The sequence below is a fragment of the Haladaptatus sp. AB618 genome (assembly GCF_024136965.1).
In the GTDB taxonomy this organism is placed as follows: Archaea; Halobacteriota; Halobacteria; order Halobacteriales; family Haladaptataceae; genus Haladaptatus.
Genome location: NZ_JAMYJX010000016.1, coordinates 13422 through 40343, shown reverse-complemented (window position 1 = coordinate 40343; position 26922 = coordinate 13422). Strand labels below are relative to the sequence as shown.

The window sequence follows — 26922 nt, the reverse complement described above, 5'->3', positions numbered from 1 at the left end:
CTTCGTGCACTATGCAATCAAAATGTAATACTGTCCCGACATCGACGAACCGCCGAGGATCGGTGGTACGGATACGACCGACACCAGCTCCAGCTCATCAACGATGACCAACGAACGTCCCCCGGACGCGGGCATTGTCATCGATCGCCGGTACGGTGATCTCCCGCTCGTGGACGCCGCGACCGCCGCCGCGACGATCACGCCGGACGCCACTGTGCTCACCAGCGGGTTCGGGAGCGTCGGCTACCCAAAACTCGTGCCGCTCGCACTCGCCGATGACGACCGCGACCTTGCGATCGCCCTCGTCAGCAGCGGGAACGTCGGCGACGAAATCGATGTCGACCTCGTTGAATCTGGTGCTGTCGCCCGCCGGTTCTCCTACCAGTCTTCCCGGGTCGCCCGCGCGATGACGAATCGACGCGAGGTCGCGTTCAGCGACCGGAACGCCTCCGCCATTGGTGACGAGGTCCGGTACGGCGCCCTCGTCAACCCGGATGTCGCGATTGTCGAAGCCGTTGCCGTGGGTGAAGACTGGTTCGTACCGTCGACGTCGCTCGGCCAGGTTCCGGCGTTTGTCGCCGCCGCCGACGAACTTATCGTCGAACTGAACTACGCCCAGCCTCGGGAACTGCAAGCGTTACACGACATCTACCGGCCGGACGCACCCCCGAACCGCGGCGAGATACCGCTTGACGATCCCGGCGACCGCATCGGTAAACCCTATGTTTCGTTCGACCCAGAGAAACTAATCGCCGTCGTTGAGACCGACCGCGCGGATTCGACGTACACGTTCCGTGACCCTACTAGCGACGACCTCGCTATCGCCGAAAATCTCGGTGCATTCCTCACCAAAGAGGTCGACAGAACGCCCGTCTTCGAGGATGCCGTCCATCTCCAGTTCGGCGTTGGAAGCCTCGGCAACGCACTGATGGGCGAATTGAAGGAACTCGACTTCGGTGGCCGGGATGTGGTCTATTTTGGCGAACTCATTCAGGACGGTCTGCTCGACATGCTGGACGGTGGTCGTCTCAAGAGCGCAAGCGCCACCTCCCTGGCCCTCACTAGCGGCGGTCAGGACCGTTTGTTTGCGGACGTCGAACGATACGCCGAGGACGTCGTCCTCCGCCCTGCCGACGTTTCCAACCATCCTGGACTCATCGACCGTTTTGGCGTCGTCGGCGTGAACAGCGCGATCGAATTCGACCTCTACGGGAACGTCAACTCTACACATGTCGGCGGGAAACGTATGATCAACGGTGTCGGCGGCTCTGCAGACTTCAACCGGAACTCGCTCGTCTCCGTTTGCGCGCTCCCCGCTCGCCTCACCGGGAAGGACGTCTCCCGCGTAGTTCCAATGACGTTCCACGTCGACCACACTGAACACGACATCGACGTGTTTGTCACCGAACAAGGTGTCGCCGACGTCCGAGGGCTCTCCCCAGTCGAACGCGCCGAACGCATCGTCGAGAACTGCGCACACCCTGATTATCGGACGGATCTTCGTGCATACCTCGAGAACGTGAAAACGCAGGACAGCCACATCCCGCACGATGTGAACCGCGCGGCCGAGTGGCAACAGTAGTGCACCACTCACCCTCGTTTGACGTGTCGATGAAATCGGGGCAGTCGGACCGCTACGCGGTCAGCAAGAGGAACAGCCAATAAAGGTAGCCGGCGGTGAGGACGAACGCGGTCAGTATCTCGAGAACGCCAGTATACCGGTCACCGTATGTCTCGCGGAACGCCTGGATCGCTTCGATACGTCGCCACACCGGTAGCAACGATTCGGGAATAAGTTCGCCAAGATCACCGGCGTTCGCCGTCGGGTCGTCCGATTCAATCGCCGCTCCTCGATCGTCGTTTTCGCTCATTGTTTCACCTCCGTTAGTAACGGAAGTTCGAGATCGTGGAACATCACCTTCTCACCGATGAAGACGCCGGCAAACACAACGATCCCAGCGCCCTTCACGAGCCACCCAGGATACACCATCACGACCACGCCCAATACGGTGAGAACGGTGCGTATCAGGATCCGGCGACCGGGCTTCAGTTTAAACGGATAGTTCAATCCGTAGATCATCGCGATAGCGCCGAGCAGGACGAGCGTCCCGACGGCGAGCGTGTTTGTGCCGAGCGTGAACGACACAAGTTCGGTGTTGTAGACGAACACGACCGGGAGCACGAACAGGGGGGCGGCAATCTTGATCGCCGCACCGCAGGTCCGCCAGAAGTTCGCCTCGGCGATCCCGGCCGCTACGACTGCCGCGGTGGCAACCGGCGGAGTGATACCCGCGAGGATTGCGGCGTAGAACACCGTGTAATGGGCGGCGAGTTTGGGGACGCCGAAGTCGGCGACGAACGTCGGGACGATGAGGATGGCGACGATGACGTAGGAGGCAACTGTCGGCAGCCCAATCCCCATCAGGATAGCTACGCCCATCCCGAGCAGGACGGCGAACAGCAGGATACCACCGGAGATGTTGATGAGCATCAGCGCGATCTTCGAGGGGATACCGGTCGTTCCGAAGAGGTTAACGACGCCGCTGATAACGACGAGGATGATTGCAATCGGTGCGAGAATAATGGCACCACGGCGGAACCCGTGGACGGTGGCCAATAACTGGTCGCGGAATTCGCGGCCAGCGTCGGCGAATGATCCGGTGACGGCGCGGTGGACGACTGGCATTGCGATGCCGGTAATGATCATAGCAACGACCGTGTAGAGCGCGGACGTCATCACGGTGTACTGGACGACCCCGAGCAGGTAGACGAGGAGGGCGAACGGAACGCCGAACCGAACCGCCTGGAACCATTTCTGGGAAGTCGTGAGTTTGTCCTCGAAGAACGCGTCGAAGTCGAGGTCCTGATCGCTGGTGTCGCTGAGCGCCGTGTAGTGGACAGCGATGGCGATTGAAGCGACGAGGATAGCCGCCGGGACGAGACCCGCGGCGACTATCTGGAAGTACGAGACCTGAAGGTAGGAGGCCATCACGAACGCGGATGCGCCCATGACCGGCGGGAGCACCTGACCGGACGTCGACGCGACCGACTCGATGGCGGCGGCGCGGTGGGGGGCCATCCCGGAATCTTTCATCGTCGGGATAGTGAATGACCCGGTCATCGCGGCGTTCGCGGTGTACGACCCGTTGATGGAGCCGATAACGGCGGACGAGAGCACAGCGGTTTGGGCGACACCGGAGCGGACGTACTTCGCGGCGACGATAGCGACCCGAAGGATGAGGTCAAACGCCCCGTACGCGAACAACAGGCCTGCGTAGAGGAGGAACGGTGCGATCTTCGACGCGGTAATCTGGGTGAGGTTCCCGTAGAACCCGTACAGGTCAGTGACCGTCGCCTGTAGGAGCGTCAGTTCGGTCATGCCCGCGTGTCCGAGGATGCCGGGAACGTAGTTCCCATAGATGGCGTACAGCAGCACGCCGACGACGAGGAAGAAAAACAAGTTCCCGAACTCCCGCCACGTCAGGTACAGTAGGGAGATGATGATGAGGCGGGCAAGCATATACTCGTGTTCGAGTGCGAACCCCTGTCGGAAGATATACACTTGTTGGAAGTTCAGCGCAAAGTACGCGGACGCGGAGATGAGGACGAGCGACGCGGGTATCAGCACCGCGCTATCGATCCAATCGCCTTCCGCCAACGCTACTCGCGTCTCATTGAGGGCGTAGACGGTCATGATGCCGCCGACGAAGACGACGCCGTATTTGACTGTCGACCACTCTTGCGTGTTCGCGAACCAGAGGACGAACACCCAGAAGGCGAAAGCGATGGTCGTAACTAGCACGTCGAGTCCGCGGACCAGTCCGGATTCGGTCGGGTTCTGTTCTGTCTGTGTATTCATGATAACATATGATCTATCGTGTATAGTTCAAAGACGACGCGCGTCGTCCACCAGAGACTTATTTGCCCTCCTTGAGGTTGCTGTCCCAAGCGTTGTTCTCCTTGTAGTACTTGACGGCGCCGGGGTGAACGGGGATACGTTTGCGAGCGGAGGCGAGCATGTCGCTCGTCGACTTGAAGTCGTTGAACTGCTCTTCACCCTCGTTCACGACGTCATTATTTTTGTCGACGACGCGACAGAGTTCGTACACGGCGTCCGTGCTCGCGCTCGGGTTGAACGTGTAGTTGACTTCGAGGTTCCAGTGAAACACCTCGTCAGTCCCGATGTCGGTACCGATGCTCCAGTCGCTGTACTTCGTGGTGCCGGTGCCGGCGCCAGAGTAGGACTCAGCAGATTTTTTGAGCGCCTTCGTGGGTTTGACATAGTGAACGTCGACACGGGAGGCGATTTCGCGGACGAATCCGGTGTAGCGGACACCGGGGGTACCGTAGGCGATGGCGGCATCGATGTTGCCCTCCTCCATCGCACCGGGCGCGGAGTCGACGCCCATGTTCTTGATGTTCATCTTGTCGTAGACGTTCTTCGTTGGCTTCTGTGACCAGACATCGAGCGTCGTTGCGCGGGTCGAATAGCCAGGTTCCGCGGGGTAGACGTTCTTCCCGGCGAGGTCGTCGAACGTTTTGATACCCGTGCCGTCGCGGGCGATGACGTAGATGCTGTACGGGAATGCGTAGAATCCGTACTGGGGGACGCTGTCGACGCCATGCTTCGAGAATTGGCCACGGTCGTCGAGCGCTTTCGTCAGGGAGTTGTTGTCGGTGATACCGGCGTTGAACTGGTTCTGCGCCATCCGGTAGATGGTACCGATATAGCCCGGACTCTCGACCGTCGAGTAGTCGAGTTTGTCGCTCTTCTGGCTGACGGCGCGTTCGACTGCGAGACCAACGTCCTTGGTGCCGCCCGCGGACGTTCCCACGCGGAGGGACATGCTGGAGTTCCCACCGTTTCCGCTACCACCACCGTTTCCACCGTCGCTGTTACCACCACCACCACTGCAGCCAGCGAGACCGACTAAACCAGCAGTCGCTGCCCCAGACAAGAATGTACGTCGTCGAATGTCGTTTCGTGACATGATCACCCATTTGTTCAATGTCACCCTATAACAAACTACCTGTTTAATCCTGTAAAATTATTAAATATGTGTAATAATATCTCAAATTTTACCGGTAAAAATTCTCCATTCCAAAGTATTTATAAAATATGATGCCCTGTAAGTTTAGCGTCGTCAGAACCTATCTTTTGACTAACGAGTTCACGGAGCCGATAGATTCCACTGTCGCACGAACTTCGTCACCCGGCTCGATAGGTTCCGCACCCGGCGTCCCCGTACTGAATAAATCGCCCGGCGACAGCGACATCACTTTGGAATGGAAGGAGACGATCTTCTGCGGCGGGAACAGCATGTTGTCCACGACGTTTTTCGCTGCTACCTCGCCGTTCACCTCGGTCGTCACCGTCAACTCCGTCAGGTCGAACCCTTCCTCGGGGACGGAGATAACGTCCCCGACGACGAGGAACGTGTCGTAACTTTTCGCCCGCGTGAGAAACCGGGGGTTCCGCTGGAGAACGTCCTCTGCGGTCATGTCGATGACCGGGAGGAACCCAGCAATGACGTCGTCTGCCTCCGCTTCACTCACGCCATTGCACGTGCGCCCTATGACGACTGCGAGCTCAGCCTCTGCGGTAACTCGGTCGCTCTGCTCCCGCGGTGGCAGTCGGATAGGACCACCCGCACCGGTCAGCACCGAGTTAGGTTTCATGAAGCTCGCCGGTTCCTCCGGGCGTTCCTCGTCCAAGTCACCCGCGTGCTCCTCGTAGTTCAACCCGATTCCCCAGAGTTTCCCGAACGACGCGAGCGGCAGGCCGAACGAGATGTGCTCGGCGGGAACCGGCTTCGCCGTCGCGGTCGCGACGTCACGGAGCTTCCCGTGAGTCGCCGGCGAGAGTGCCTCTCGGATGCTGTCGAGTTCGGGATGGACGCTGCCGAGCGGGACGAATCCGTCGTCGTCCCCGAGCAGAGGTTCACCGGTGTCGGTTCGCGCAAGGTACTTCATTCGTCCTCCCGGTCCGTCCAGAAGTCGAACGACCGACCCGGCGCGAACACGTCGAAGCCGACTGCGAGTTCCTCACCCGTGTTCTCGACGCGGTGTGGTTCGTCCGACTCAAGATGTACGGAGTCGTACTGCCCGAGTGTCACCGAGTCGTCCTCAGTTGCCACCGTCAACTCACCCTGCAGGCAGATGCAGACCTGCTCGTTCTCGTGGTCATGCATTGGTGACGAGTGGCCGGGCGGCTTCTCGAACCACTCGAAACTGAACCTGTCGCTTCCCGCCATCGAGACGCGCCGCCACCCCTCGTCGGGTTCGTACGATTCTGCATCGTCGAAGTTGACAGGTCTCATAGGTTCGACCCGGTAGAGCCGCCGTCGATGGGAATGGCGGTGCCGTTTATGTAGCCGGACTGCGGCGAAGAAAGGAATGCGACTGTGTTCCCAAGCTCCATCGGGTCGCCGATGCGTTCGAGCGGGTTACCCGCCCAGTCGTCGAGACCTTCCTCATAGGAGTCGTAGTCGCCGCGGTCGACGGCAGCGTTCACGATGTTTTCTATGCGTTCAGTCTCATGGGGGCCGGGGAGTACGGCGTTCGCGCGTACCTCGGGTGCGAATTCCTTCGACAACGTCTTTTCCAGGCCGATGACGGACATCCGGACGGAGTTCGACAACACGAGGTTGTCGAGAGATTCCTTCACGCTCCGGGACGTTATGTTGACGATAGTTCCGTGGTCGCTCTCGCGGAGGTAGGGGTGGGCCTCGCGGGCGAGACGGACGACACTCATCACAAGCAGGTCGTACGCCTCATACCAGTCCTCGTCGTCGGTGTCGAGGAACGAGCCAGACGGAGGACCGCCCGCGCTCGTCACGAGGTGGTCGAGGCCACCGAGCTCGTTTACGGTCGTCTGAACGAGCTCTTTCATGTCGTCTTCATCGGTGAGATCACCGGGTTGTGCGATGACGTCGCCGGTCGCAACCGCCTCGATTTCGGCTTTTGCCGCGTCGAGTTTCTCGGAGTCGCGGGCGTTGATGACGACATTGACGCCTTCGCGGGCGAGTGCTTTCGCAGATGCTTTTCCGAGACCACTAGATGACGCGGTAACGAGTGCCGTGTTACCATCTATCTGTAAATCCATGGTTTATTCACGAGTCGGTGTGAGTGAAAACGTTTTCGTAGAGGCAATCCCCTCACGATTTCGGTTACTAGACGTCAAACGACAGTTCGCCAGCAGGGAAGGTGAACGCACCGCGCTCTACGACTTCCGTGCCCGCTGGGAGGTCGTCTACCACCGCCTCTGAGACGTACAGTTCCGTGAGGTTCTGTGTACTCTCGATGCGGATGATACGCGCGTCTGCCGGGTCGTAGCCGCCAAGTGCGGATAAGGCGACGCGGAACGCTAGTTCGTCGTCCGGTGCCACCACGGGGAGTTTCGATTTCTCCAGCGACCCGCTCGTCATCGCGTTTGCATACGTCTTCCGCAGGTCGAGTTGGTCGACGGCCGCTGTTCGGGTGACATCCGCGAGGCCGATGCCGTTCCCGTTACCCTTTGTCCGGTCCGTCAATCCCCGCACGTAGATGAGACTGATATCGGGATTTACGGGGTCGTCGGCATTCAACACGCGGTACCGTCCGATGACGTTCGTATCCATCCCCGCACCCGAGATTTCTTTCCCGACTTCGTCCACGACGAGCAGGTCAATGTCATCAGTGGGGAGCATCGCCATTTCAGCGTGCGCCCGCTCCAAGAGCGTAGGTTCTCGATCCTCGAACGCGTCCACGGGGATGAATTCGATGTGGGAGGTCTCTTCGTGGAAGTTTTCCACGAGCGCGATTCCGCCGAGGAGCGACATGTTGGCGCGGATGACGTCGAGCACTGACTCCAGCGTTGTCACGTACCCTTCCGCGATGGCGGTGGAGTGGAACGCGTTTGCGCCACGTTGCTTCCCGAGTCCTACGACCGCCATCTTGGAGAGCCCGCTCTCGATGCGGCCTGTGAAGTTCGTGTGCGGCTTCACACGATTCACTACGAGCACGCCGTCAGCCTCCAATGCCGCCGTTGAGATGTAGACTGGCGTCGTCGTCCCGCCGACGGTAACCTCCCCAACCTGCTCGGCGTCCATCCGGGCGTCGACGGGTGCACCTACTCGTTCTTCGGTGATGCCGAGTGCTCTCAACACTTCGTGTTGCCCTTCCGCGGTCGCGCCGCCATGACTCCCCATCGCAGGAATGATGACCGGGTTGAACCCGGCACCGTCGAGAAACTCGACCGTCGCGGCAGCGACGTCTTCAATTGCGTGGATACCGCGACTCCCAAGGCCAACCGCGACGGTCGCCTCTCGATCGAGGTCCGAAAGGTCGAGGTCGGCCAGTTCGTCTTGGGTCGTCGCCGTCACGTCGCTGACGGCCTCCGTTTCGGGGTCGTAGCGGACGCGGGCGAATGAGGGAAGCGACACCGGGTCGAGGAGACGTTCGATATCCGTGCGGTCGGGGAACTCCATGTGTAGCGCATCGCGCCGGGAATCAGTAACCCGCGCTCTCCGGAAAGGGTTGCCTATATACGGTTATTTTTATTTTTGGACACTAGCGCTTCAGCATGGAAGCCACCGACGTGGAGTCGTACCCGATCGAAATACCTCTTGACTCACCGGTGTCGTTTTCCAACCGGACTCTCAGCTACCGAGACCAAGCCATCAACCACGTCCATACGACGAACGGCCGCGAGGATGCCGTGAAAATCGCGCACTTTGCCGCCCACAATGTTTTCCCCTACGAAGACACCCCCCACGAGTTCAACGCATGAGAGATTTCTCCAACCACACGACCAACCGCGGCGAAGCCCGCGACGTACAGATTACCGACATCACGACCGCAGTCGTCGAAGGCAACTTCGAGTGGAACCTCATCAAGATCGAGACGGACGCTGGCGTCACCGGCATCGGCGAGTCCTACCGGGGTGGCGGAATCTCCGAACTCGTTTCGTATACCAAACGATTCCTCATCGGAGAGAACCCTCTTGACGTCGAGCGTCTCGTCCGCTACATCTTCCAGGAGATGAGTGGACATGGGGGCACCACTGGAAAGGTCGTCACGGCTGCCTCCGGCATCGAGGTTGCACTCTGGGACGTCGCCGGGAAGCTTCTCGACCTCCCCGTCTACCAACTCCTCGGGTCGAAGTACCGCGATGAGGTTCGCATCTACTGCGACTGCCACGCCGGCGAAGCGTACGCCGTTGAGGATGGCGCGACCGCCTACGCCGGAGCTGACGCATACTCGCCGGAGGCGTATGCCAACGAAGCTCGCCGCGTCGTCGACATGGGATTCAGCGCGCTGAAGTTCGACCTCGATTTGCCAGCGGATAACGATCCCGATCCCTACAACGGCCGCCTCACTAACACCGCCATCCGGGAGAAACGCGAGATCGTCGAGGCCGTCCGCAACGAGATCGGCTACGACATCGACCTTGCGTTCGACTGTCACTGGGACTACTCGGTCGAGAGCGCGAAACGCCTCGCGTACGAACTGGAAGAGTACGACCTCATGTGGCTCGAAGACCTTGTCCCTCCGGAGAACATGGACGCCCAGATTGAAGTGACTCGTGCTACCCGTACCCCGGTTGCGACCGGAGAGAACCGCTTCCGGGTGTTCGAACTCACCGACCTCATCTACGAACACGGAGTGGACGTCGTTACCCCCGACCCGACAACAGTCGGCGGGCTCGCAGAGACGATGCGGGTTGCAGACCGCGCGGAAGAGAACTATATTCCGATGTCCCCGCACAACGTTTGTAGCCCCGTCGGGACGATGGCGTGCGTCCACCTAGGCGCTGCCACTCCGAACTTCGATGTCTTGGAATACCACGCCTTGGAGGTGGAGTGGTGGGACGACCTACTCGTCCGCGATGAACCCCTCATCCAGGACGGCTACATCGAGGTCCCGGAAGCCCCCGGCCTCGGCATCGAACTCGACGAGAATGTGGTCGAAGATCATCTCCTCGACGGCTCTACGGGGTTCTAACTTCACTATTTGAGAGCAATGGCTGGGCAGTAGCTCACTGATGACTCTCCCCTTCGATAACGGAGACAGTTGGTTATCTGCTAGACGTATCGACAAGGGGACTCTCGGTAAGCGATCGACAGAGGAGGCAATTAGCGAATGGACTCGACTCATTCGGTTTAATCCACTCGGTTGAACCGGTGACCGTTCTCCTGAGTTCGATGTCCTACATTTACTACGGCATTCAATCGTCTTCCCCTGTCCCCCAATGGCTTCGATAGTCAAAATTAGCGGATCGGTCGTCGAACCGATCGAGTCGAAACTGCGCCATCGGGAAGGGTGGTTTCTCTCCGGTGACCAGCGACCGAACAGCGCGCCCAGTTACAGGCGAAAGCATAACGCCTCGGCCGTGAAGACCGGTCACGACCGCAAGCCCGTCCGGCGCTTCTCGGGGGGTGTCAATGATAGGAAGTCCGTCAGGTGAGGCACAGTCCGCAGTCGGACAGCAATCCTCTCGGCGGATTGTTCCTCCAGCAACCCCATTGAGTAGCGGTGCGACGTCCTCAACCACACCTTTACGGAACGATTCTTGAACGCCCATCGGTGTGCCTTCCGGGTCGTCAAGGAGGTGTTCGTTTCCGCCAACGAGAACGTTACCGTGATTGGTCGTCCGCCAGTATATCCGCATCGTCGGTTCAGAACCCATAGGACAGTCGTCCGGAAGTGGGTTGTCCGGTTCGATGACGACCGCGTTCCACCGGAGCGGTCTCACTGGGAGTTCGACATGATCAGCGAGGAGGTCACGCGTCTTCCATCCAGTTGCGTAGATGACATGGTCAGCGTCGATAATGCCGTACTCTGTCTCAACACCAGTCACCGTGCCGTCTACGACTCGAATATCCGTGACTTCGTGGTCGCGGAAGATGCCCGCTCCGTTCTGTTCTGCGGCCCACTTCAACGTCATTGCATAGTTGAGTGCGTTGAGGTAACCGGTACCATCATAGAGAAGACCACCTCCATACGCAGAGAGGTCACCGAACGATTCTGGGAATCTGCGCTCCAGTGCATCTCGGGTGAGAAACTCCCCACCACTAGGTGCTTGGTCGGTGTATAGGTCGGCGTTCGCCCCAGGAACGAGACGAACCGTCTCGCGTTCTGTGAACGAGAAGACGCCTTGACCGTCCAAGTCGCGAAATTGTGACAAGGCGAACGTTGCCCATTCATCGGGAAACGGTTCAAGCGAAAGCGAAATCATCCCGGACGCTCGAGAGGATGTGTCTGCTGCGATACCGCTTTTATCGAGGACGATAACGTCATGGTCCGGTGCGAGTTCTCGGGCGATAGCAAGCCCCGAGACACCAGCTCCGACCACGACGACGCGATCGTTGGTAGTCGGCATGGATACTATTCAGACACTCGAAGAGGTGGCACAAAACGCTACGGGTCACTCAGTAGAGATCTCTTAGATACAAGCTTTAAGTCTTTGGCACACAGGAATCGTCCAATAAGTGGAGTACACTCATTTCGATTGCTGCAGCGTAGTCATCGTGCGACTCGACAGCGGCATTCGTGACTAACGCACCGGATTGAAGACCATAGTCATCCAATACTCGATACTGTTCTCAATTTTTCATATTATTTTTGAAAAACACTCCCGGCACCTCGAGTGATCTGATTTTCTCTGTGTCTATTGAGCCGGGTTGGATTTATAAAGAGAATCGAGCCGTGACACTAATTCTATAGAACAGTAGGTGAGCCGCAGGCTGGAAGCTACGACCACTCGCTAACAGCGCGTTCACTAAGCATCTCTCGGAAATCCTCAGTCGTTTGCTCTAGCAGTTCACCGCTGGACCAATCGAGGATGACGCCGTAGCGTCGGATAAGATCTAGCGTATCAAGTTCTCCCTCATTGTAGCGCTTAGCAACTATCTCGGGGTCCTCGCCTAACCACTCTCTCCGATTTTCGCGGATATAATCGCGCTTTTGTTCCGTTGCTTCTTGGTCGACTTCGTATTCACACAAATCAGGGTCTATCTCCTCAATGACGACACCATAGTCCTTGGCTGCACGCTCGACTGACACGTAGTCATCCTCGACGTCTACCAACACATCCTGGGGGTTTCGGTCGAGGGGGTCGCCAAATCCACCACCCCCTGAGGAGGGACGGACAAATTCGTTGCCTTCTTCGATGGGAACACTAGAGAAGACCGTACCCATCTCCTCGGACTCCCCATCTTTTGTGAGAGTAACACCGTGAGGGATTCCTGGAAGACCACCGTTGATTCCCCAGGTGATAGACCGGGCACGATCCGAGCAGTACGATATAACACTATTTTCACATTCTAAGATATCGCCACCTTTTCGAACACCGAACCCACCGCGGTACTCCCCTGGCCCAGCAGAATCAGTTACAATGGAATGTTCACTCGTCAAAAGCGGTGTGTCGCGCTCTTGACCCTCCAAAGATTGGACGGCAAGGCCAGCACCAAACACTGGCGCTGTAGCAGTAGCGCCGTCTTTACCATCACGACCTCCCCACCCACCGGCCATCCAATCGTACCAAGCGAACTCTTTACCGTCTCGACCCGGCCGTTGATCTTGCCCACCTGCAAGGAGATACTCGAGGTTGAATGCACAAGCCATTGCTCGCTCAGGCAAGACCTCTGACCACAACTCGAAGATGGCATTCATTACTTTCTCATAAGCACCAGCGACTGATCCTGTGACGGGAACTGGCTCTGGTGCATTTACCACTGTTCCTTCCGGGAGTTCAGCACTGACGACTCGATACATTCCCGAGTTCAGTGGCACGTCTGGGAAAAACATCTTCGTTCCAGCGATGACTGCCGAAAAGGAGGTTCCAAACGTCGAATTCAGGAAGTTACCAATGTATTCGTCCGACCCCGAAAGATCGTAATGGACTTCGTCTCCGTCGATAGTCATTTTGACGTCAACAGTGACGAATCCCTCTCCTTTGTTGGGGTCAGCATCGATGTAGTCTTGAGTGTGCCAAGTGCCATCGGGTAAGTCATCAATCTGCTTGCGCATCATGCGCTCAACGTAGTCTTTCGACTCATCAAATGCAGTCATCACCGTATCGACACCATACTTCTCAACAAGTTCGAGGAGGCGTTCTTCAGCGATTCGTGTCGCTTCGGCTTGTGCCCGCATATCGCCCATTCGATCCTCTGAAAGACGCATATTGGTCGTGAGGAGGTTCGCGACATCGTCTCGGAATTCTCCACGGTCCCAAATTTTCAATGGTGGAATGCGCAGCCCTTCAGCAAAATGGTCGTTTGCACTAATGTTGAACGAACCGGGAGCCGGCCCACCAACGTCAGCCCAGTGACCATTCGATTGGGTAACGGCGATGAGTTCACCGTCGTGGAACACGGGGCGCATAATGCGGACGTCATTGATATGGGTTCCACCGAGATACGGATCGTTGACAATGTAGACGTCGCCGGGATTGATGTCCCCCTCGAAGTACTCGAGGGTTTCCTTGCAGGTGTAATGAAGGGTACCAACGTGAACAGCGATGTCTTGTGAGCCTTGCATCACTGTATTGCCCTCTGCATCGTTCAAGCAATTGCTGAAGTCGCGGTTGTAAATGACGAACGAATAGCAGGTTCGCTGTATTTGTTCGGCCATTCGGTCAACGAGGTTCGTGAACGAGCTACGGAGTACCTCGAACGTAACTGGATCGAGGTCTATATCCTGTTGTGGTTGTGTATCGGACATGGTTAGACGGTAATGATGATGTTTCCAGTTTCGTCGACTTCGGCTGTCATCTGAGGTGGAATCACGACGGTCGAGTCCATCTGTTCGACAATCGCGGGTCCATCGAAGGTAGCACCTGAACCAAGCGCTGTGCGGTCATAGACGGCCGTATCTACATATTCTCCGATTTCTGTGAAGTGCGCTTCACGAGTGTTCTGAAGGGCATTAGTAGAATCACCTCGATCGATTTCTGGGAACGAAGGTTTCTCGACGACACCTTTGCCAGTGACGTGGAGGCCATATATCTCGACGGGTTGATCTTCATCGGAGTAGGCGTAGGTCTGTTCGTGCTGGCGATGGAACCGTTCTCTGATTGATTCGATGCTATCGATTGGTCGTGAGCAGGTCACTTCCAACGAACGCCACTGACCGACATACCGCATCTTTACCTCGTATTCCATTCGCATTTGCTCATCGTCGATACCTTCCTTTGCAAGACGCCCGTGAATCTCGCTCTCCATCTCTGCAAAGGTATCCTCAATATCATCTACGACGCCCCCTGACGCGTTGGCGATGAACGTTTGTGAGAGGTCGTGTTCAACATCGACTAGCAGACAGCCGAGTGCTGAGTTAATTCCCGGATAGGGAGGCACAATGACCTTCGGAATGCTCATTTCCTTCGCAACGTGGGCGGCATGCATTGGACCAGCACCGCCGAAGGCAACCAAGGCGAAATCACGAGGATCGTATCCCTTGCTCGTTGAAACCAGACGAACGGCGTTACACATATTGGCGACAGCGATTTGCTCAATAGAGGAGGCAGCTTCGATGAGATCCAGCCCTAGCGGTTCGGCGATGTCACGTTCGATTACCTCACGAGCCGGATCAGCAGTGGCATCCATATCTCCACCAAGGAATTTGTCTGGATTGACCCAACCCAGAACGACGTTGGCATCGGTCGTAGTGGGCTTATCCCCACCTCGGAGATAGCATGCAGGGCCGGGATCTGCCCCTTGGCTCTTCGGTCCCACGCGTAAGGAACCACCATCGTCAATCCAGGCGATCGAGCCACCACCAGCGCCGATAGTTTCGATATCTGTCGACGGGAACATGATCGGATAACCATATTCGACAGACCATTCATCGGTCATCTCGATATTGCCCTGAAAAGTGAGCGAGACGTCAGCGCTGGTTCCACCCATGTCGAAGCCGATTGCGTTCTCGAAACCACATTGTTCGGCAATGTACTGACTCGCAATCGCGCCTGCAGTCGGCCCTGAATTGGCGATACGTGCAGCATAGTAGGCGATCGCCTCTGTTGTCATTACCCCTCCGCCAGAGTGCATAGCAAGAACGTCACCGTTGTAATCTCGCTCGCTGAGTTTCTTCGAGAGATCGATCAAGTACTCACGGACGACCGGAACCAACGCTGCATTGATGATTGTTGTGCTGGTTCGTTCGTGTTCGAACATCTCCGGAAGGATTTCATGGGAGGTACAGACGAACGCGCTGGGATATTCCTGTTCGACGATCTCAGCGACCCGTTTTTCGTGTTCACCGTTGACGTAGGCGTTGATCAACGATACAGCGATAGTGTCGATACCACGTTTCTTGAAGATACGAGTTACTTCGCGAACTGTCTCTTCATCAAGTGGAGTAACGACGTTTCCGTCTGTATCAATCCGTTCGGAAACCTCGAGCCGATCGCGTCGCTGAACATATGGATCAGCAACGTCCTTATACGCATCCCACAGTTCGTCCTTCGTCGCATCACGAATCTCGTGCACGTCACGAAAACCTTCAGTCGTGATCAACCCGATTCGAGGGAGTTCACGTTCGATGAGAGCATTGGTACCGACCGTTGAACCATGGGAGAAAAATTCCAATTCTCCAATACCTGTTTCAACCTTTGTCAAGCCATCTATGACTCCCTCTGCTGGATTTGCAGGTGTTGATGGGGTTTTCGCTATTTCAATCTCTCCAGTCTCGTCGTTAAAGATGATAACGTCTGTGAACGTACCACCGATATCTACTCCAGATCGTATCATTGATTCATCGGGAATAATTACGACTCATCTATACTTAGAATTTTGTTGTTTGTACATTACAAAAGGTGCAATATAATAAGTCCCATGTTGTCGAATGACACGGCAGCGATATTCTTGATGTACTAGCAACGTCTCCTACTGTCACCGCTCGGTGGGGCGTAGATACGGTTTCAATGAGGCGGGTAGTGCATCAGCGGCTTGGTGAGCTAGAACGTGGGTAATTGAGTCCACGGGTGGTTATCTGGTGGATCTCAGAGAACAAGCAACAATGGGTACCTTAGTAGCGATTACGAGCTTTTCGGGTATTTCAGGGGAGAGATGACCACCCATCTAGTTTATTATGTTTAGTATCTAACTAGTGTAGCTACCAGCTATGAGTGGCAGTCAAAGGAGACGCTGGAAACGGTACCTCACAGTGATCCCCTGGACGTTTGGAATTCTATTCATTCTCAGTGGACTAGGCTTGACTCTCGTTCCTGAGTCGGATGTACTCCGATCGGTTAGTAGTGGAATTCTCATGATTGCCGTCGGACTGTTTGCAATCCCGCCCGTTCGATGGAAAGTCAGCTCGTTCACAGGGCGAGAGTTTTCCACTCTCGTTGTGATCGGCATCGTGCTCAGTGGGGTAATCGTTTCAGGTGCTATGCTCCCAGAAGCCGAATCAACGGGACCACAACAAGGGAAGATGAGTGACCAGGGGGTTGCAACAACGTCAATGGAAACAACCACGACATCGCCAGCAACAACACAGGTAACGACAGCAACGGAGCAGATGACGAACACTCAAACGATAGCCACAACATCGAGTGTGATGACAACGACTGCCGCTCAATCATCACCACGACCTGCTCGTACGCGATCCGCCCATGGGCCAGCGAGCGGAACCAAGTGGACAGTTTCTGTCACGAGAGTAATCGATGGAGATACGATGGAGGTCCAGTTCCCGAACGGTGAAACGGATACGATACGCCTTTTGGGAGTTGATACACCCGAGACGACCCTTAGTCGAGTAAACCCATCTAAATTCGAAGGAATTCCGGATTCGACGGCTGGTAGAGATCACCTCTATGAGTGGGGCGAGCGTGCGAGTCAATTTGCGACTAATAAATTAGACGGGAAGACAGTTCGCATCGAAACGGATCCTCAGGCAGATCGTCGAGGGAGTTTCGGCCGACTCTTGGTTTATGTCTACGTGGATGGTACGAACTTCAATCGACAGCTGTTGACGGATGGCTACGCACGGTTGTATGACAGTTCGTTCTCGAAAAGGGGTGCGTTCGAGCGTGCTGAAGCCCGAGCGCAACGCAACCACGTTGGAGTCTGGAAATTTGAAGGAGCTACTGTAACGCCGACGTCGACGGTTGGAACACCGGCAAGTGCGAGCGGAGTCAACGTTCCGCCACCGCCAGCAGATGGAGATTACGATTGCAGTGATTTCGACTCACATGAGCAGGCACAAGCCGTCCTCGATCAAGATCCGAGTGATCCGTATCGGCTCGATGCTGACGATGACGGAATTGCCTGTGAGTCGATTTGATCGACGGGAAGTTGACAAACACTTACTCGTCCAAATTGGGTTAGAGTAGATATATCTGAGGTTGTTTTCAGCCATGAGGATATGGTTGTTCGTATATTGTATACGGATACAGAATACAGATTCGGTATGCAGATATAACATACCTTTTCAAGGAGGGTTATAACAGATCACCATTCCTGGGATAGTGTTCGTCACGAAGCGAGATGACGAGAGAATTCGGACGATTCGATTGAAAGACCGATCGCATTTTTCGAATTGTACACTCGGACGTTTCAGACGTTTTCGGACGTTCCCCAAACGAACCATGGAGACGACTGGGCAACGTGGGCAAACGAGTACATTCGTGACTCAAAGCGGATTCTCACGGTTCGACAGAAAGCAGCCCTCTTTTCGTTTCTTCAATCTTTAGGCGCTACTGGCGTCCGCAGGAAAAGCGATGTTATCATCCCGTTCGAGACGTATCCGCCCGATGTTGACGATCCGTGGGCGTACTATACTGCCGAGCATGAACACGTCTGGGAGGAGTTTGCAACAGACTACCCCCAACGAGCAGGGGCCCCTGAATTGCTTAGCCAGACTGATGATGGGAAGCTTGTCTTCGCAAGCCGATTGTGACCCAATCGTTATCGTTCTTATCTAACTTAGCAGGCAATCCCACTGCTTCAGAAAGTACGATCAACCTTCTCTTATCCCACAATCTTGCGAGACATAAGCAATACTTTGATGCGGGTCGGCTCTATCAATTCCCATGGAAGATACGTTCATCGTAGTTGGCGGCGACGCCACGGCAACGATAACAAGCTATTATCCTATGGGAATATACGATGAAATAGCAGAAGGACGGCGCATTCGACGACGTGGTCGAACAAACGATATACGCTCTCGGGGGTGAGAGGTTCAGCATCTTCTTGACATCGACGTCTGGGCCATGTTCGAGGAGAAACCCGCGAAAATGGTCGAACAGACGGTATTGTATACTATCCCCAAAACTATAAACTACTGTAGCCACTACTAGAGCGTGATGACAACTGAGACTACTGAAGCAGGTTCAAAGGTGCCTACCGAACCGATTCACATCGACGGCCAGGTAGATCTCGAGACTACTGTCGCAGACAATGATGTCGTGCTCACGGACTTCTACGCCGACTGGTGTGGGCCATGCCAGATGCTCGAGCCGGTCGTCGAAACAATCGCTGCTGAGACAGAGGCCGTCGTTGCGAAGGTCGACGTCGATACCAACCAGCAACTAGCCGGCGCGTACGGCGTCCGGGGCGTCCCGACGTTGGTCCTGTTCGCCGACGGCGACCAGGTCGAGGAAGTGGTCGGGGTCCGAGGCGAGGACCAACTGCGCGGGCTGATCGAGGGGTATACCGAGTAGATGAGCGGCGACACAGTCGAACTCGTGATCGCGGGATCGGGAGTCGCCGGCCTTTCGGCGGCCGTCTATGCCGCGCGCGCCGACCTAGACCCACTCGTGCTCGAGGGTGACGAACCAGGTGGCCAGCTCACGCTAACAACCGACGTCGAAAACTACCTCGGATTCCCCGACGGTGTCGGCGGGATGGAGCTGATCCAGCGCGGGAAAGGGCAGGCCGAGCAGTTCGGCGCCGAGTTTCAACACGGTAGCATCGAATCCGCCGACCTAGACGGGCGACCGCTCGAGCTGTCGCTATCGACCGGCGAGACGCTCCGGACGCGCGCACTGATCGTCGCGACCGGCGCAAGTGCTCGTTGGGTCGGCGCCGACGGCGAGGACGAGTTGATGGGCTACGGACTTTCAACCTGTGCTACCTGCGACGGGGCGTTTCACCGCGGCGATGACGTGCTCGTCGTCGGTGGGGGCGACAGCGCGATGGAGGAGGCGCTTTTCCTCGCGAAGTTCGCTGACTCCGTGACGGTCGTTCACCGCCGCGACGAGTTCCGGGCCTCGGAGATCATGGTCGAGCGCGCCCGCAACCACGAGGCCGTCGAGTTTGCTTGGAACACGGAACTCGTGGCCATCGACGGCTCGCGTGACGAAGGCGTAACCGGCGTGACGCTTGTCTCCCATCCTGACGGGTACCCCCGAGAGAAATACGAGGCTGATGAGAATGTCGAAATCGAGGAGGTCGACGTCGGCGGCGTGTTCTACGCCATCGGCCACGAGCCGAACACCGATTTCCTGCGGGACACGCCGGTTGAGCTCGACGAGGATGGTTACGTCCGGACAGCTGACGACGAGGCGTGGGCGACGACGGCAACGGCTGCCGACGGGGTCTTCGCAGCGGGTGACGTGATGGATCGCGACTACCAGCAAGCGGTCACGGCCGCCGGCATGGGCAGCATGGCTGCTCTCGACGTAGAGGAGTGGTTCGAATCGACCGCCGCGGTGCCGGCCGACGGCATCGAACTGATCTCAACTGAGGCAGGAGACTGATCGGAACGGCCGGATAAGGAATGTCAGAATCATTATATACACCTGACCGCCCGTAAAAACGAGAGAACGCGATACTAGTGGACAATTTGCAGAGGAAACAACTGACGACGATATCCTGACCGCGATACACGAGTCAAATTTCCCGGCAGTGATCGCTCGGTGGGTCACGGATACGGTTGAGATGGAACAGCGGAAATTGAGTCCGCGGGTGGTTATCTGGTGGATTCCAGAAGAATAGAGGAAATCAGTGAATAGTAGTACGCAGCTTACTTTGTGATAAATCAGAGCAACTATTCCGGGGGCATCGACGTCGAAGGCGAATTGCTCGGCCTGTGCGCGTTTCTGTGCCGTCTCGTCAGCTTCAAGTTTCGTAGGCGTTTCGTACTCATGGTCTTTCCAATCTATTCAGGTAGACCAGTGCTGGTTCTGTTCGGACAGACATGACTCGTCCAAGCGCGTTATCATCGACTGTTGATTGAAATATTAGCTACTTCTGATTGATGCAATTTATTGCGGTTCGCCTCCCCGCCAAACAACCTGCGACTTAATTCGGGCTTCCCAGTACCAGCCCAGTGGACACAATCTATACTCCAGTAGCGGTGGTACTGTTGGGTATGGACGCAATGGTTATCACAGACTTCGGTGGTACCGACGTATTCGAAGACCGCGATGTCGAAAAGCCATCTCCTGGACCGACCGAAGTCTTGGTTCGGGTGCATGCGTCGTCAGTCAATCCTGTCGACTACAAGATTCGCCAAGCTGGATCATGGGCTGGTATTTCCCCGCCAACAGTCATTGGGTACGATGTCTCCGGGGTTGTCGAAGCTGTGGGCGAAGCTGTCATGGACTTCGAACCTGGTGACGAAGTGTTCTACACACCGGAGATCTTCGGCAACCAGGGGAGTTACGCCGAATACCACGTCGCTGATGAGTCAATCGTCGCTCAGAAGCCTACAAATCTTTCCCACACCGAAGCAGCGGCGCTCCCGCTCGCTGGTGGAACCGCATGGGAGGCAATCATCACGCGGGGCAATGTGGCGGCTGGTGAGACAGCACTGATCCACGGCACCGGCGGTGTCGGTGCCCACGCAGTACAGATCGCGCACGCTGCCGGAGCACAGGTCATCGCAACAGCGAGCCCTGAGATGGTTGAACAGACCGAAAATCTCGGTGCGGCTCGCGCAATCGACTACAAATCCGAGGAATTTACCGACGTAATTGAGTCAGAGTTCGATGAACATGTTGATCTCGTCTTCGACACTGTCGGGGGTGATACGCTGGTCGAAAGCACCGGCATTACGAAGCCGCATGGTCAACTGGTTACCATTCTCGAACCGGAGGGTGAATGGGGGAATGCATACCAGAAGAACCTCTCAATTGAGATGCTGTTCCTTGAGCGTAGTCGACGGCCACTCGAGGGATTACGACGGCTCGCTGAGCGTGGTCAGCTCGAACCAGTTATCGATTCAGTTCTTCCCTTGGAGGAGGTGGCGAAGGCACACGAGATGGTCGAAGGAAGCGGACTCACTGGCAAGGTTGTATTGGATATCGCCGGTGACTGAAAATCACTGAAGCGACTTTTGCACTGACACCCATGCAGGAGGAGAACGAAATTTAGTGTCGTCTTTCAGTCGTTTGTTAGAAGGGAGTGATAGATATAGAGGATAAGTTCAGCACAACCGGTAGTACGAGGTGAGAAAACAGTCGAAATTCAACATCGCAGCGATTTGGTCCTGAATGGCATGCTCTCCGCCCGCGCGTGTCATTTAACTGGCTCTGCTTCGGGGAACTGATAGCTCCCGTTGATGATTGGCGTGCGGGGTTGGTAAAGCCGGACGATATAGTGCCATCCGTCTGGCGTGTAGATGAAATTCGGCTGGTCGGGATCACCACCGAAATGAATCGTGACACTGCCGTCAGCGTTCCGCTCGGCGGTCAGATTGTTAATCGTGTACGCGTCGTACTCGTTCTCCTCGAAGTACAGGTCGCGGTTGTAGACGCTAACCGACCAGAACGCGTCGACGGGAACATCTTCGCCGACGGTGAGTTCGTATGGCATTGTGCCGTCATTCTGGGTGGGAATCCGTTGGAGGAAGAGCGCCTCCGACGGCTGCGGGACGCCGGTCCACCCCGACGGACTGGCGACAAAAAATTTCACCGGGTCGACCTTGCCAACATCACCATACGCGCCCGAGAAGTTCTCGAGCGTGGTAAAGACAGTCGTGAGCGCGTCGTCGAGTTGTTTGAATGATTGTGGATCCCAGTTGGGAATCTCGAACGACCCAGCCGATGCTTGTTCGACGCCGATCTCATCCTGGAGTTTTTGGACTTGCTTTACATCGTCCGGGTCGTTAGGGTCAACAAACGTTCGGATCGCGACGCCGGCATACCGAGTCTCTGTGAGCTCTTGTGTAATCGTGTACGAGCCAGGGTCAGTGACGCACATCTTCCCATATTGGCACTCATTCTGGACATTCATTGACTGGTAGCGGTCACCAGTGTCTGGGAGCGTGATGGTAACTGGCTCGGTCAGATCAAAGACCCCATATGAGTAAAGCGTGTCACGATTTGTCTCGACGTCCAACTGCTCCCCGATAGGGGCGATATTCCTGATATTAAGGAGCTGTCCGAACCCGCCCTTGTCGACGGTTGCCTGGAATGACGCATGACAGTTGGCGCGTGGGTAGTTCGCCCACGTCACCGGGACTGCATTGGCATTGTCCGTCGTCTGTTGCTGGGCCTGCTCAGTAGTCTGACTCGGCGTGTCTTGGTTAGCACTGGCACTACCGACGCCCACTGCGAGTAAGCCGGCGAGCCCTGCTCCTTGAAGCGCACTTCGGCGGGTCGCCTGCAGCGGTTTGAATTCCGTTTCAGTCGTATTGTCGTGTGTGTCTTTGTCCATGGCTCATGTCCTCCCTTCTCTCGAGTGATGTCCAACACCATTTCCCCATCCGACTCGCACTCCATACGATAGACTCCTACAAAGTCCTGTCTCCAAGATAACATAAATTCCAGCAATAATGGCGTGAGAACTGGTTAGCCACCTGTTCAGTATTGGTATGAAATCTGTTTTCTGTGTACTGAACGACCTACCCATTTCTTGTGTCCGCTCGTGGCTTGATTCGTGTTCTGCGATCAGCACGACCGCCGAAATCGGTTATCGATGGAGAGTTTCCAGCGAAGCCGTGATTTGTGGTTCGTTAGAAGAGACGGTGTGCAACTTGATCCAGCCTCTACCCTGTGGTCGTCAGAGAAACGATGTGAGACTGAGTTCGTCATGACTCGAAAGGAATTGCTCAATGCGTTTCTCACGCCACCCAAGCGGTGACAATACACTCGCTGCTGCACGAACCAACAACTCCCGATAAAAACCGATATCATACTCGTTCAACTCCTCACTCGCCAACAGCACCCGCTCACGCGATTTTTTCGAATCGTCCACCACAACATACGACACACTTTGCCCAGGCGACCGCGCCAACCCCAAATCAGCCGCCCGCTCCAGTGCTGCCACACTCCGCGTTGATTGCATGTAGTCCTCCCGCTTCTTCGATACTCGGTTCGTGATCACTAACTCAGTCGAATCAACCGCCCCACGCTCAAGCCGATCCACCCACGACCGCAGTTCCTCACAAACCACCTCCGGCTCACGTACATCGACAGCTCGAATCAACGCTTTCTGCGCCTCGTCGATATACGAGGGCGTCCAACATATGGATCACTAGGTCGAGGCCAACCCACTGAACGGTTCTCATCCGTTTTGGGAGTAATCGAAATTTCGGTATGTATTGACTATATTCGCTCATCCAGTGTGTCATTCTAATCATACCGTACGATCCAGACAGTATGAGTATTCGAACTTTATTGAGAACCCACTTCTGGATCTGATCTGAACGTGGCAAAAAGAAGAGCCGGTAACAGCCGTTATACCACTCAGTCTCCAATCGGTTTGACTAGCTATATTGCAGTGGTAACTTCGGTTAACCCAAGCTAACAATCACTTAGCGTGGCAGATCAGTTGAACAATACACGCTGTTTATGCAAGGAGGCGACGTCAGCAGGTCGGGGAATACTAATGAGAAAACCGTATACACAGCTCGATAGCGGCCCGATGCGACGTTCCCGGCGAACGTTCCTAAAGGTTATTGGTGGGGTAAGTGCTGGACTCGGCACAGTAGGGCTAACAAGTGCACAGAAGCAAACGGAGATTCGCCTCGGTGGGCAGGTCTCCGGGTGGGTTGGACAGTCACCTGGTTCGATACACGGCGAGAAGAATCCCACACTAACGCTCAAGCCGGGAACAACGTACAAGATTTCGTGGACCGATCTCGATGGAGTCGAACATCGGCTCCAGATTCTCGATACCAATGGGAAGATCCTCGAACAGACAGAAGATGGTGAAGAACAAGGGGAGACGAAATCGGTCACATTCACCGCAACGGCGGAAATGAAGCGATACCGCTGTAAATACCATCCAACGACGATGAAGGGCAAGGTCAAACAATAGCGCGAAACCAGCACTCGTTTTCTACCTTTACAGTAGAATCGGTTGCTACTATTCAGGTGTAGTTCCAGATGCTTCGCTTTTGATTGCAACAAGCCAATACACAACGACCCCCAAGAATAGCAGTTCAATGACCTTGGTTAGAACACCCATCGGTTCGAATAGCTCTTCGGTTCCAACAATTGGCAAACCGATTGTCCCGTGCACGATGTACGCGACAATCGCACCGATTGCAATGAGTGCACCAAGGAGCCATCCCCATTCTTGATCGCGATAAATCCCTACTGCAGCCACGACAGTGCCGACAAATTCAGCGACAAACAACCCACCCAGATAGGTGGCTTCCTCGAAATGCTCCGGCACTAACCACAAGTGGATAAGTCCCGAGAGGAGGATGAGTGCAATCCCGATACCGACAACTGTTCTCATAGATATCTGAGGGTCTCGAGATGTCATTAGTATGTGCTCGTTGTTGTCTTCTCAGTCTTTTTCTTGCCTTCGTCCTCAATTTTCGAGCCATCTGGCGCGACGACATACCAGACGCCACCCAGTTCCTGTCCCTTCGTGTCTCCCGGTTTTTTGTCGGGAGCATAATAGTACAGCGGATACCCAGCAGCGGTCACCTGCACCGATCCGTCTTTGCGTTTTGTCGTGCCAAGCGACGCTGTCACGCTATCGCCTGCGGACGGGTCTCCCTTCACTGTCAACGGTGGCCACGTTTGTGCACAGGAGTCGTAACACGTGCTCATACTCTTCTTGTCATTCGTGAAGAGGTACAACGTCATTTTGTTCGGCCCCACTAGCAACTGTCCATACTCATCGTGATTCGAAACTGAGACAGTTGCGTTACCACTTCCATTCGTGGTGGTTGTAGTCGTGGATGTATTCTCTTCTGAACTGGTCGTCGATGTGTTGCTCTCCGAAGTGGTCGTTGACGTGGTCGAACTGGACGCCGAATTATTATTCGTTGACGTGCATCCAGCGATCGCTCCAAGGGCGCCCGTTGTGGCTATCGTCCGGAGGTAGGTGCGTCGATGTACCATCATCGACCGTACTCAGATAGCAGCAAAAACGATTTTCCGAACTCTTTCCAAATTCTCTCCAAACTCTGTTCGATGAGGTATTCATCGCACGTTGATTGAGATCGGTAATAACCCTCGCTACAAACCAATCAGGCTCGAGTGACCCACGATAGCGTCCCAAGCGCACCCGCTTGGAGGATTGCTAAGACCATCAGTGCGAAATTATATCGAGCAGGGATTTCTGCAAACCACCCGCTTGTCGTCGGGTCGATGACGAAGATATAGAACGCGTAGCTATTCTCAACGAGCAAGAACGTGCCAAAGACTAGGAAGCCGAACGTGAGTCGTGTCCGAAGCGAGAGATGGTTTCGGACCCACACATAGAGCAGACCGAGAAGGAGGGTAATGTTGAGGAGTGTAACAATACGTGTTACATCAAACCAGATGCTCATTTGCTATCACTCCGATTAGGATTACGGTCGCTTGTATCTGTCTCCTGTTCGGCCAGGATTCGCTGGATGACCGTTTCAATCGTCTCCCAGTTTTGCTTGGTTTTCTCCGAGTGATGATATATCGATCCGTATTTGTCGCCGCTGTTGTCCACGAGGCCATGGTCTAGTAACAACTCTAAGTGATACCGAACAGTCGTGTAATCAAGGTCAAGATCGTCTGCAAGTTGGTTCGCGTTCTGCGGATGGTTCTCGAGCGCCCGTAACATACGGATTCGATTTGGCCCACCTCGCGTGCCTGCGAGCAGGTACCAGAGGACGCTCTCCATCGTCCCCCTGTAGATAGTCCGCAACGATATATCTCCCGCTCTGATGACCGCTGAGAGGTCTTAGTGGGAAGAAACGAATGCTTCTGTTTAGATCGTGTAGAAAAGAGATCTACTGAATTCAAAAGATTTCCAGGCGGCTATTTGCTGTTTGTGAGTTTGATCTGGCCGCGCATCGTTTTCGGATGATATTCACACTTGTATTTTGTCATCTTTTCCGACGCAGTAAACGTCATCGTGACTGTCTTGCCTTTCTCTTCGCCCTCATCACTCTTTTCGAGTTCTTCGCCGTTTTTGTCCAAGAGTAGAAGTTCGTGTTCAAAACCGTCAAGGTTCTTCCAGGTGAGTTTATACTTTTGACCTGGTTTCAGGGAGAGGGTTGGGTTCTTCTTATCCTTGATCGAATCTGGTGCACGACCCATCCAGCCCACTTTCTTCGCACCAAGTCGAATTTCTTTTTGACTTCCATCGCCACCATTCTTTCCCGAATCCTCGTTCTTTTTCTCTTTCGATCCACCCGTACAGCCTGCGAGGGCAGTTATCGCGATGGTACCACTGGAGAGCAGAACCGCTCGTCGGGACCGACTTGTGTTGGACATTGCTGGATATGCCAATGGCGTACCGACTGTAAGATATGTTTCGGCCAATTATATGCAGACATTAACTATGGATAAGACGTAATTATTCGATATTAGAATTGTCTGAGGAATTCACGTGGAAATACAACTGTGGTTTTGTCCCTGTTGCGATGTGATTCTACGGGAAGTTCACTCAATTTGCGGGAGTAATCGACGACCTCACCGACGCAGAGGAGAAGAACGGTCGGGTCCGAGCGTCGGTCTCGCGTATAATCAATCTCGTGCGCGATCACGAAACCGAAGAGAGTGTTGACGACGAGTCGCCGAACCTCGCCGCGGAAGCAGCCAATGCAGGTCGG

At 55.4% G+C, this 26922-nt stretch carries 24 protein-coding genes and 1 pseudogene; 8 read left to right on the top strand and 17 right to left on the bottom strand.

Annotated elements, in window-relative coordinates:
* Positions 1-103: 103 nt before the first annotated feature.
* Entirely contained in the window at positions 104-1582 is a 1479-nt protein-coding gene (locus tag NKF26_RS23650; protein ID WP_253235015.1) for an acetyl-CoA hydrolase/transferase C-terminal domain-containing protein, read from the top strand.
* Between the two features lie 52 nt (positions 1583-1634).
* Here NKF26_RS23650 and NKF26_RS23645 read toward each other — a convergent pair whose 3' ends face one another.
* The 7 genes from NKF26_RS23645 to NKF26_RS23615 form a co-directional block, all read right to left on the bottom strand.
* The gene (locus tag NKF26_RS23645; RefSeq protein WP_253235014.1) at positions 1635-1871 is read right to left on the bottom strand and encodes a hypothetical protein; all 237 of its coding nucleotides are present in this window, start codon (positions 1869-1871) and stop codon (positions 1635-1637) included.
* Positions 1868-3859 (bottom strand): TRAP transporter fused permease subunit, encoded by a 1992-nt coding sequence (locus NKF26_RS23640; RefSeq protein WP_253227477.1) that lies wholly within the window; start codon positions 3857-3859, stop codon positions 1868-1870. The genes NKF26_RS23645 and NKF26_RS23640 overlap by 4 nt, the downstream gene beginning before the upstream one ends.
* A gap of 58 nt (positions 3860-3917) precedes the next feature.
* The gene (locus NKF26_RS23635; RefSeq protein ID WP_256487826.1) at positions 3918-4991 is read right to left on the bottom strand and encodes a TAXI family TRAP transporter solute-binding subunit; all 1074 of its coding nucleotides are present in this window, start codon (positions 4989-4991) and stop codon (positions 3918-3920) included.
* A 160-nt stretch (positions 4992-5151) separates the two neighbouring features.
* Positions 5152-5973 carry a fumarylacetoacetate hydrolase family protein gene (locus NKF26_RS23630; RefSeq protein WP_253235012.1) on the bottom strand — a complete coding sequence of 274 codons (822 nt, stop codon included), beginning with the start codon at positions 5971-5973 and terminating at the stop codon, positions 5152-5154.
* A complete protein-coding gene (locus tag NKF26_RS23625) occupies positions 5970-6320 on the bottom strand; it encodes a cupin domain-containing protein (protein WP_253227474.1) in 351 nt (116 codons plus the stop codon). The genes NKF26_RS23630 and NKF26_RS23625 overlap by 4 nt, the downstream gene beginning before the upstream one ends.
* Positions 6317-7105 carry an SDR family oxidoreductase gene (locus NKF26_RS23620; protein ID WP_253227473.1) on the bottom strand — a complete coding sequence of 263 codons (789 nt, stop codon included), beginning with the start codon at positions 7103-7105 and terminating at the stop codon, positions 6317-6319. The genes NKF26_RS23625 and NKF26_RS23620 overlap by 4 nt, the downstream gene beginning before the upstream one ends.
* A 67-nt stretch (positions 7106-7172) precedes the next feature.
* Positions 7173-8468, bottom strand: a complete 1296-nt coding sequence (locus NKF26_RS23615; RefSeq protein WP_253227472.1) for a DUF362 domain-containing protein — start codon at positions 8466-8468, stop codon at positions 7173-7175.
* A gap of 95 nt (positions 8469-8563) precedes the next feature.
* On the opposite strand from NKF26_RS23615, the pseudogene NKF26_RS24560 reads away from it, so the two are divergent.
* A pseudogene (locus NKF26_RS24560) lies at positions 8564-8692 on the top strand (mandelate racemase/muconate lactonizing enzyme family protein); the annotation flags it as partial.
* A 74-nt stretch (positions 8693-8766) separates the two neighbouring features.
* Positions 8767-9984 carry a mandelate racemase/muconate lactonizing enzyme family protein gene (locus NKF26_RS23605; RefSeq protein WP_253227470.1) on the top strand — a complete coding sequence of 406 codons (1218 nt, stop codon included), beginning with the start codon at positions 8767-8769 and terminating at the stop codon, positions 9982-9984.
* 223 nt (positions 9985-10207) lie between these two features.
* Here NKF26_RS23605 and NKF26_RS23600 read toward each other — a convergent pair whose 3' ends face one another.
* The 3 genes from NKF26_RS23600 to NKF26_RS23590 all read right to left on the bottom strand — a co-directional run bounded on the left by NKF26_RS23600 (position 10208) and on the right by NKF26_RS23590 (position 15731).
* Positions 10208-11362, bottom strand: a complete 1155-nt coding sequence (locus NKF26_RS23600; protein ID WP_253235011.1) for an FAD-binding oxidoreductase — start codon at positions 11360-11362, stop codon at positions 10208-10210.
* 371 nt (positions 11363-11733) lie between these two features.
* A complete protein-coding gene (locus NKF26_RS23595) occupies positions 11734-13704 on the bottom strand; it encodes a hydantoinase B/oxoprolinase family protein (protein ID WP_256487825.1) in 1971 nt (656 codons plus the stop codon).
* A gap of 2 nt (positions 13705-13706) precedes the next feature.
* Positions 13707-15731 carry a hydantoinase/oxoprolinase family protein gene (locus NKF26_RS23590; protein ID WP_253235009.1) on the bottom strand — a complete coding sequence of 675 codons (2025 nt, stop codon included), beginning with the start codon at positions 15729-15731 and terminating at the stop codon, positions 13707-13709.
* A 928-nt stretch (positions 15732-16659) separates the two neighbouring features.
* On the opposite strand from NKF26_RS23590, the gene NKF26_RS23585 reads away from it, so the two are divergent.
* The 4 genes from NKF26_RS23585 to NKF26_RS23570 all read left to right on the top strand — a co-directional run bounded on the left by NKF26_RS23585 (position 16660) and on the right by NKF26_RS23570 (position 21246).
* On the top strand, positions 16660-17268 hold the full coding sequence (locus tag NKF26_RS23585; RefSeq protein ID WP_253227466.1) for a thermonuclease family protein: 609 nt from the start codon (positions 16660-16662) through the stop codon (positions 17266-17268).
* Positions 17269-18289: 1021 nt separating this feature from the next.
* Positions 18290-18646, top strand: a complete 357-nt coding sequence (gene trxA / locus NKF26_RS23580; protein WP_253227465.1) for a thioredoxin — start codon at positions 18290-18292, stop codon at positions 18644-18646.
* The gene (locus NKF26_RS23575; protein WP_253227464.1) at positions 18647-19684 is read left to right on the top strand and encodes an NAD(P)/FAD-dependent oxidoreductase; all 1038 of its coding nucleotides are present in this window, start codon (positions 18647-18649) and stop codon (positions 19682-19684) included.
* A gap of 614 nt (positions 19685-20298) precedes the next feature.
* Positions 20299-21246: a zinc-binding dehydrogenase gene (locus NKF26_RS23570; RefSeq protein ID WP_253227463.1), complete on the top strand. Its 948-nt coding sequence runs from the start codon at positions 20299-20301 to the stop codon at positions 21244-21246.
* Between the two features lie 200 nt (positions 21247-21446).
* On the opposite strand, the gene NKF26_RS23565 is transcribed toward NKF26_RS23570, so the two are convergent.
* Together NKF26_RS23565 and NKF26_RS23560 are read right to left on the bottom strand one after the other, a co-directional pair.
* Positions 21447-22586, bottom strand: coding sequence for a DUF1214 domain-containing protein (locus NKF26_RS23565; protein ID WP_253235008.1), 1140 nt, complete (start codon positions 22584-22586; stop codon positions 21447-21449).
* A 345-nt stretch (positions 22587-22931) separates the two neighbouring features.
* A complete protein-coding gene (locus tag NKF26_RS23560; RefSeq protein WP_253235007.1) occupies positions 22932-23216 on the bottom strand; it encodes a hypothetical protein in 285 nt (94 codons plus the stop codon).
* Positions 23217-23759: 543 nt separating this feature from the next.
* On the opposite strand from NKF26_RS23560, the gene NKF26_RS23555 reads away from it, so the two are divergent.
* Complete coding sequence (locus NKF26_RS23555; RefSeq protein ID WP_253235006.1) at positions 23760-24191, top strand: hypothetical protein; 432 nt, start codon at positions 23760-23762, stop codon at positions 24189-24191.
* A gap of 48 nt (positions 24192-24239) precedes the next feature.
* On the opposite strand, the gene NKF26_RS23550 is transcribed toward NKF26_RS23555, so the two are convergent.
* The 5 genes from NKF26_RS23550 to NKF26_RS23530 form a co-directional block, all read right to left on the bottom strand.
* Positions 24240-24617, bottom strand: a complete 378-nt coding sequence (locus NKF26_RS23550; RefSeq protein WP_253235005.1) for a hypothetical protein — start codon at positions 24615-24617, stop codon at positions 24240-24242.
* A gap of 26 nt (positions 24618-24643) precedes the next feature.
* On the bottom strand, positions 24644-25231 hold the full coding sequence (locus NKF26_RS24255; protein ID WP_256487824.1) for a hypothetical protein: 588 nt from the start codon (positions 25229-25231) through the stop codon (positions 24644-24646).
* 128 nt (positions 25232-25359) lie between these two features.
* The gene (locus NKF26_RS23540; RefSeq protein WP_253235003.1) at positions 25360-25662 is read right to left on the bottom strand and encodes a hypothetical protein; all 303 of its coding nucleotides are present in this window, start codon (positions 25660-25662) and stop codon (positions 25360-25362) included.
* Positions 25659-25988, bottom strand: a complete 330-nt coding sequence (locus NKF26_RS23535) for a winged helix-turn-helix domain-containing protein (protein ID WP_253235002.1) — start codon at positions 25986-25988, stop codon at positions 25659-25661. The genes NKF26_RS23540 and NKF26_RS23535 overlap by 4 nt, the downstream gene beginning before the upstream one ends.
* Positions 25989-26125: 137 nt before the next feature.
* Positions 26126-26584, bottom strand: a complete 459-nt coding sequence (locus NKF26_RS23530; RefSeq protein ID WP_253235001.1) for a plastocyanin/azurin family copper-binding protein — start codon at positions 26582-26584, stop codon at positions 26126-26128.
* Between the last annotated feature and the right edge of the window lie 338 nt (positions 26585-26922).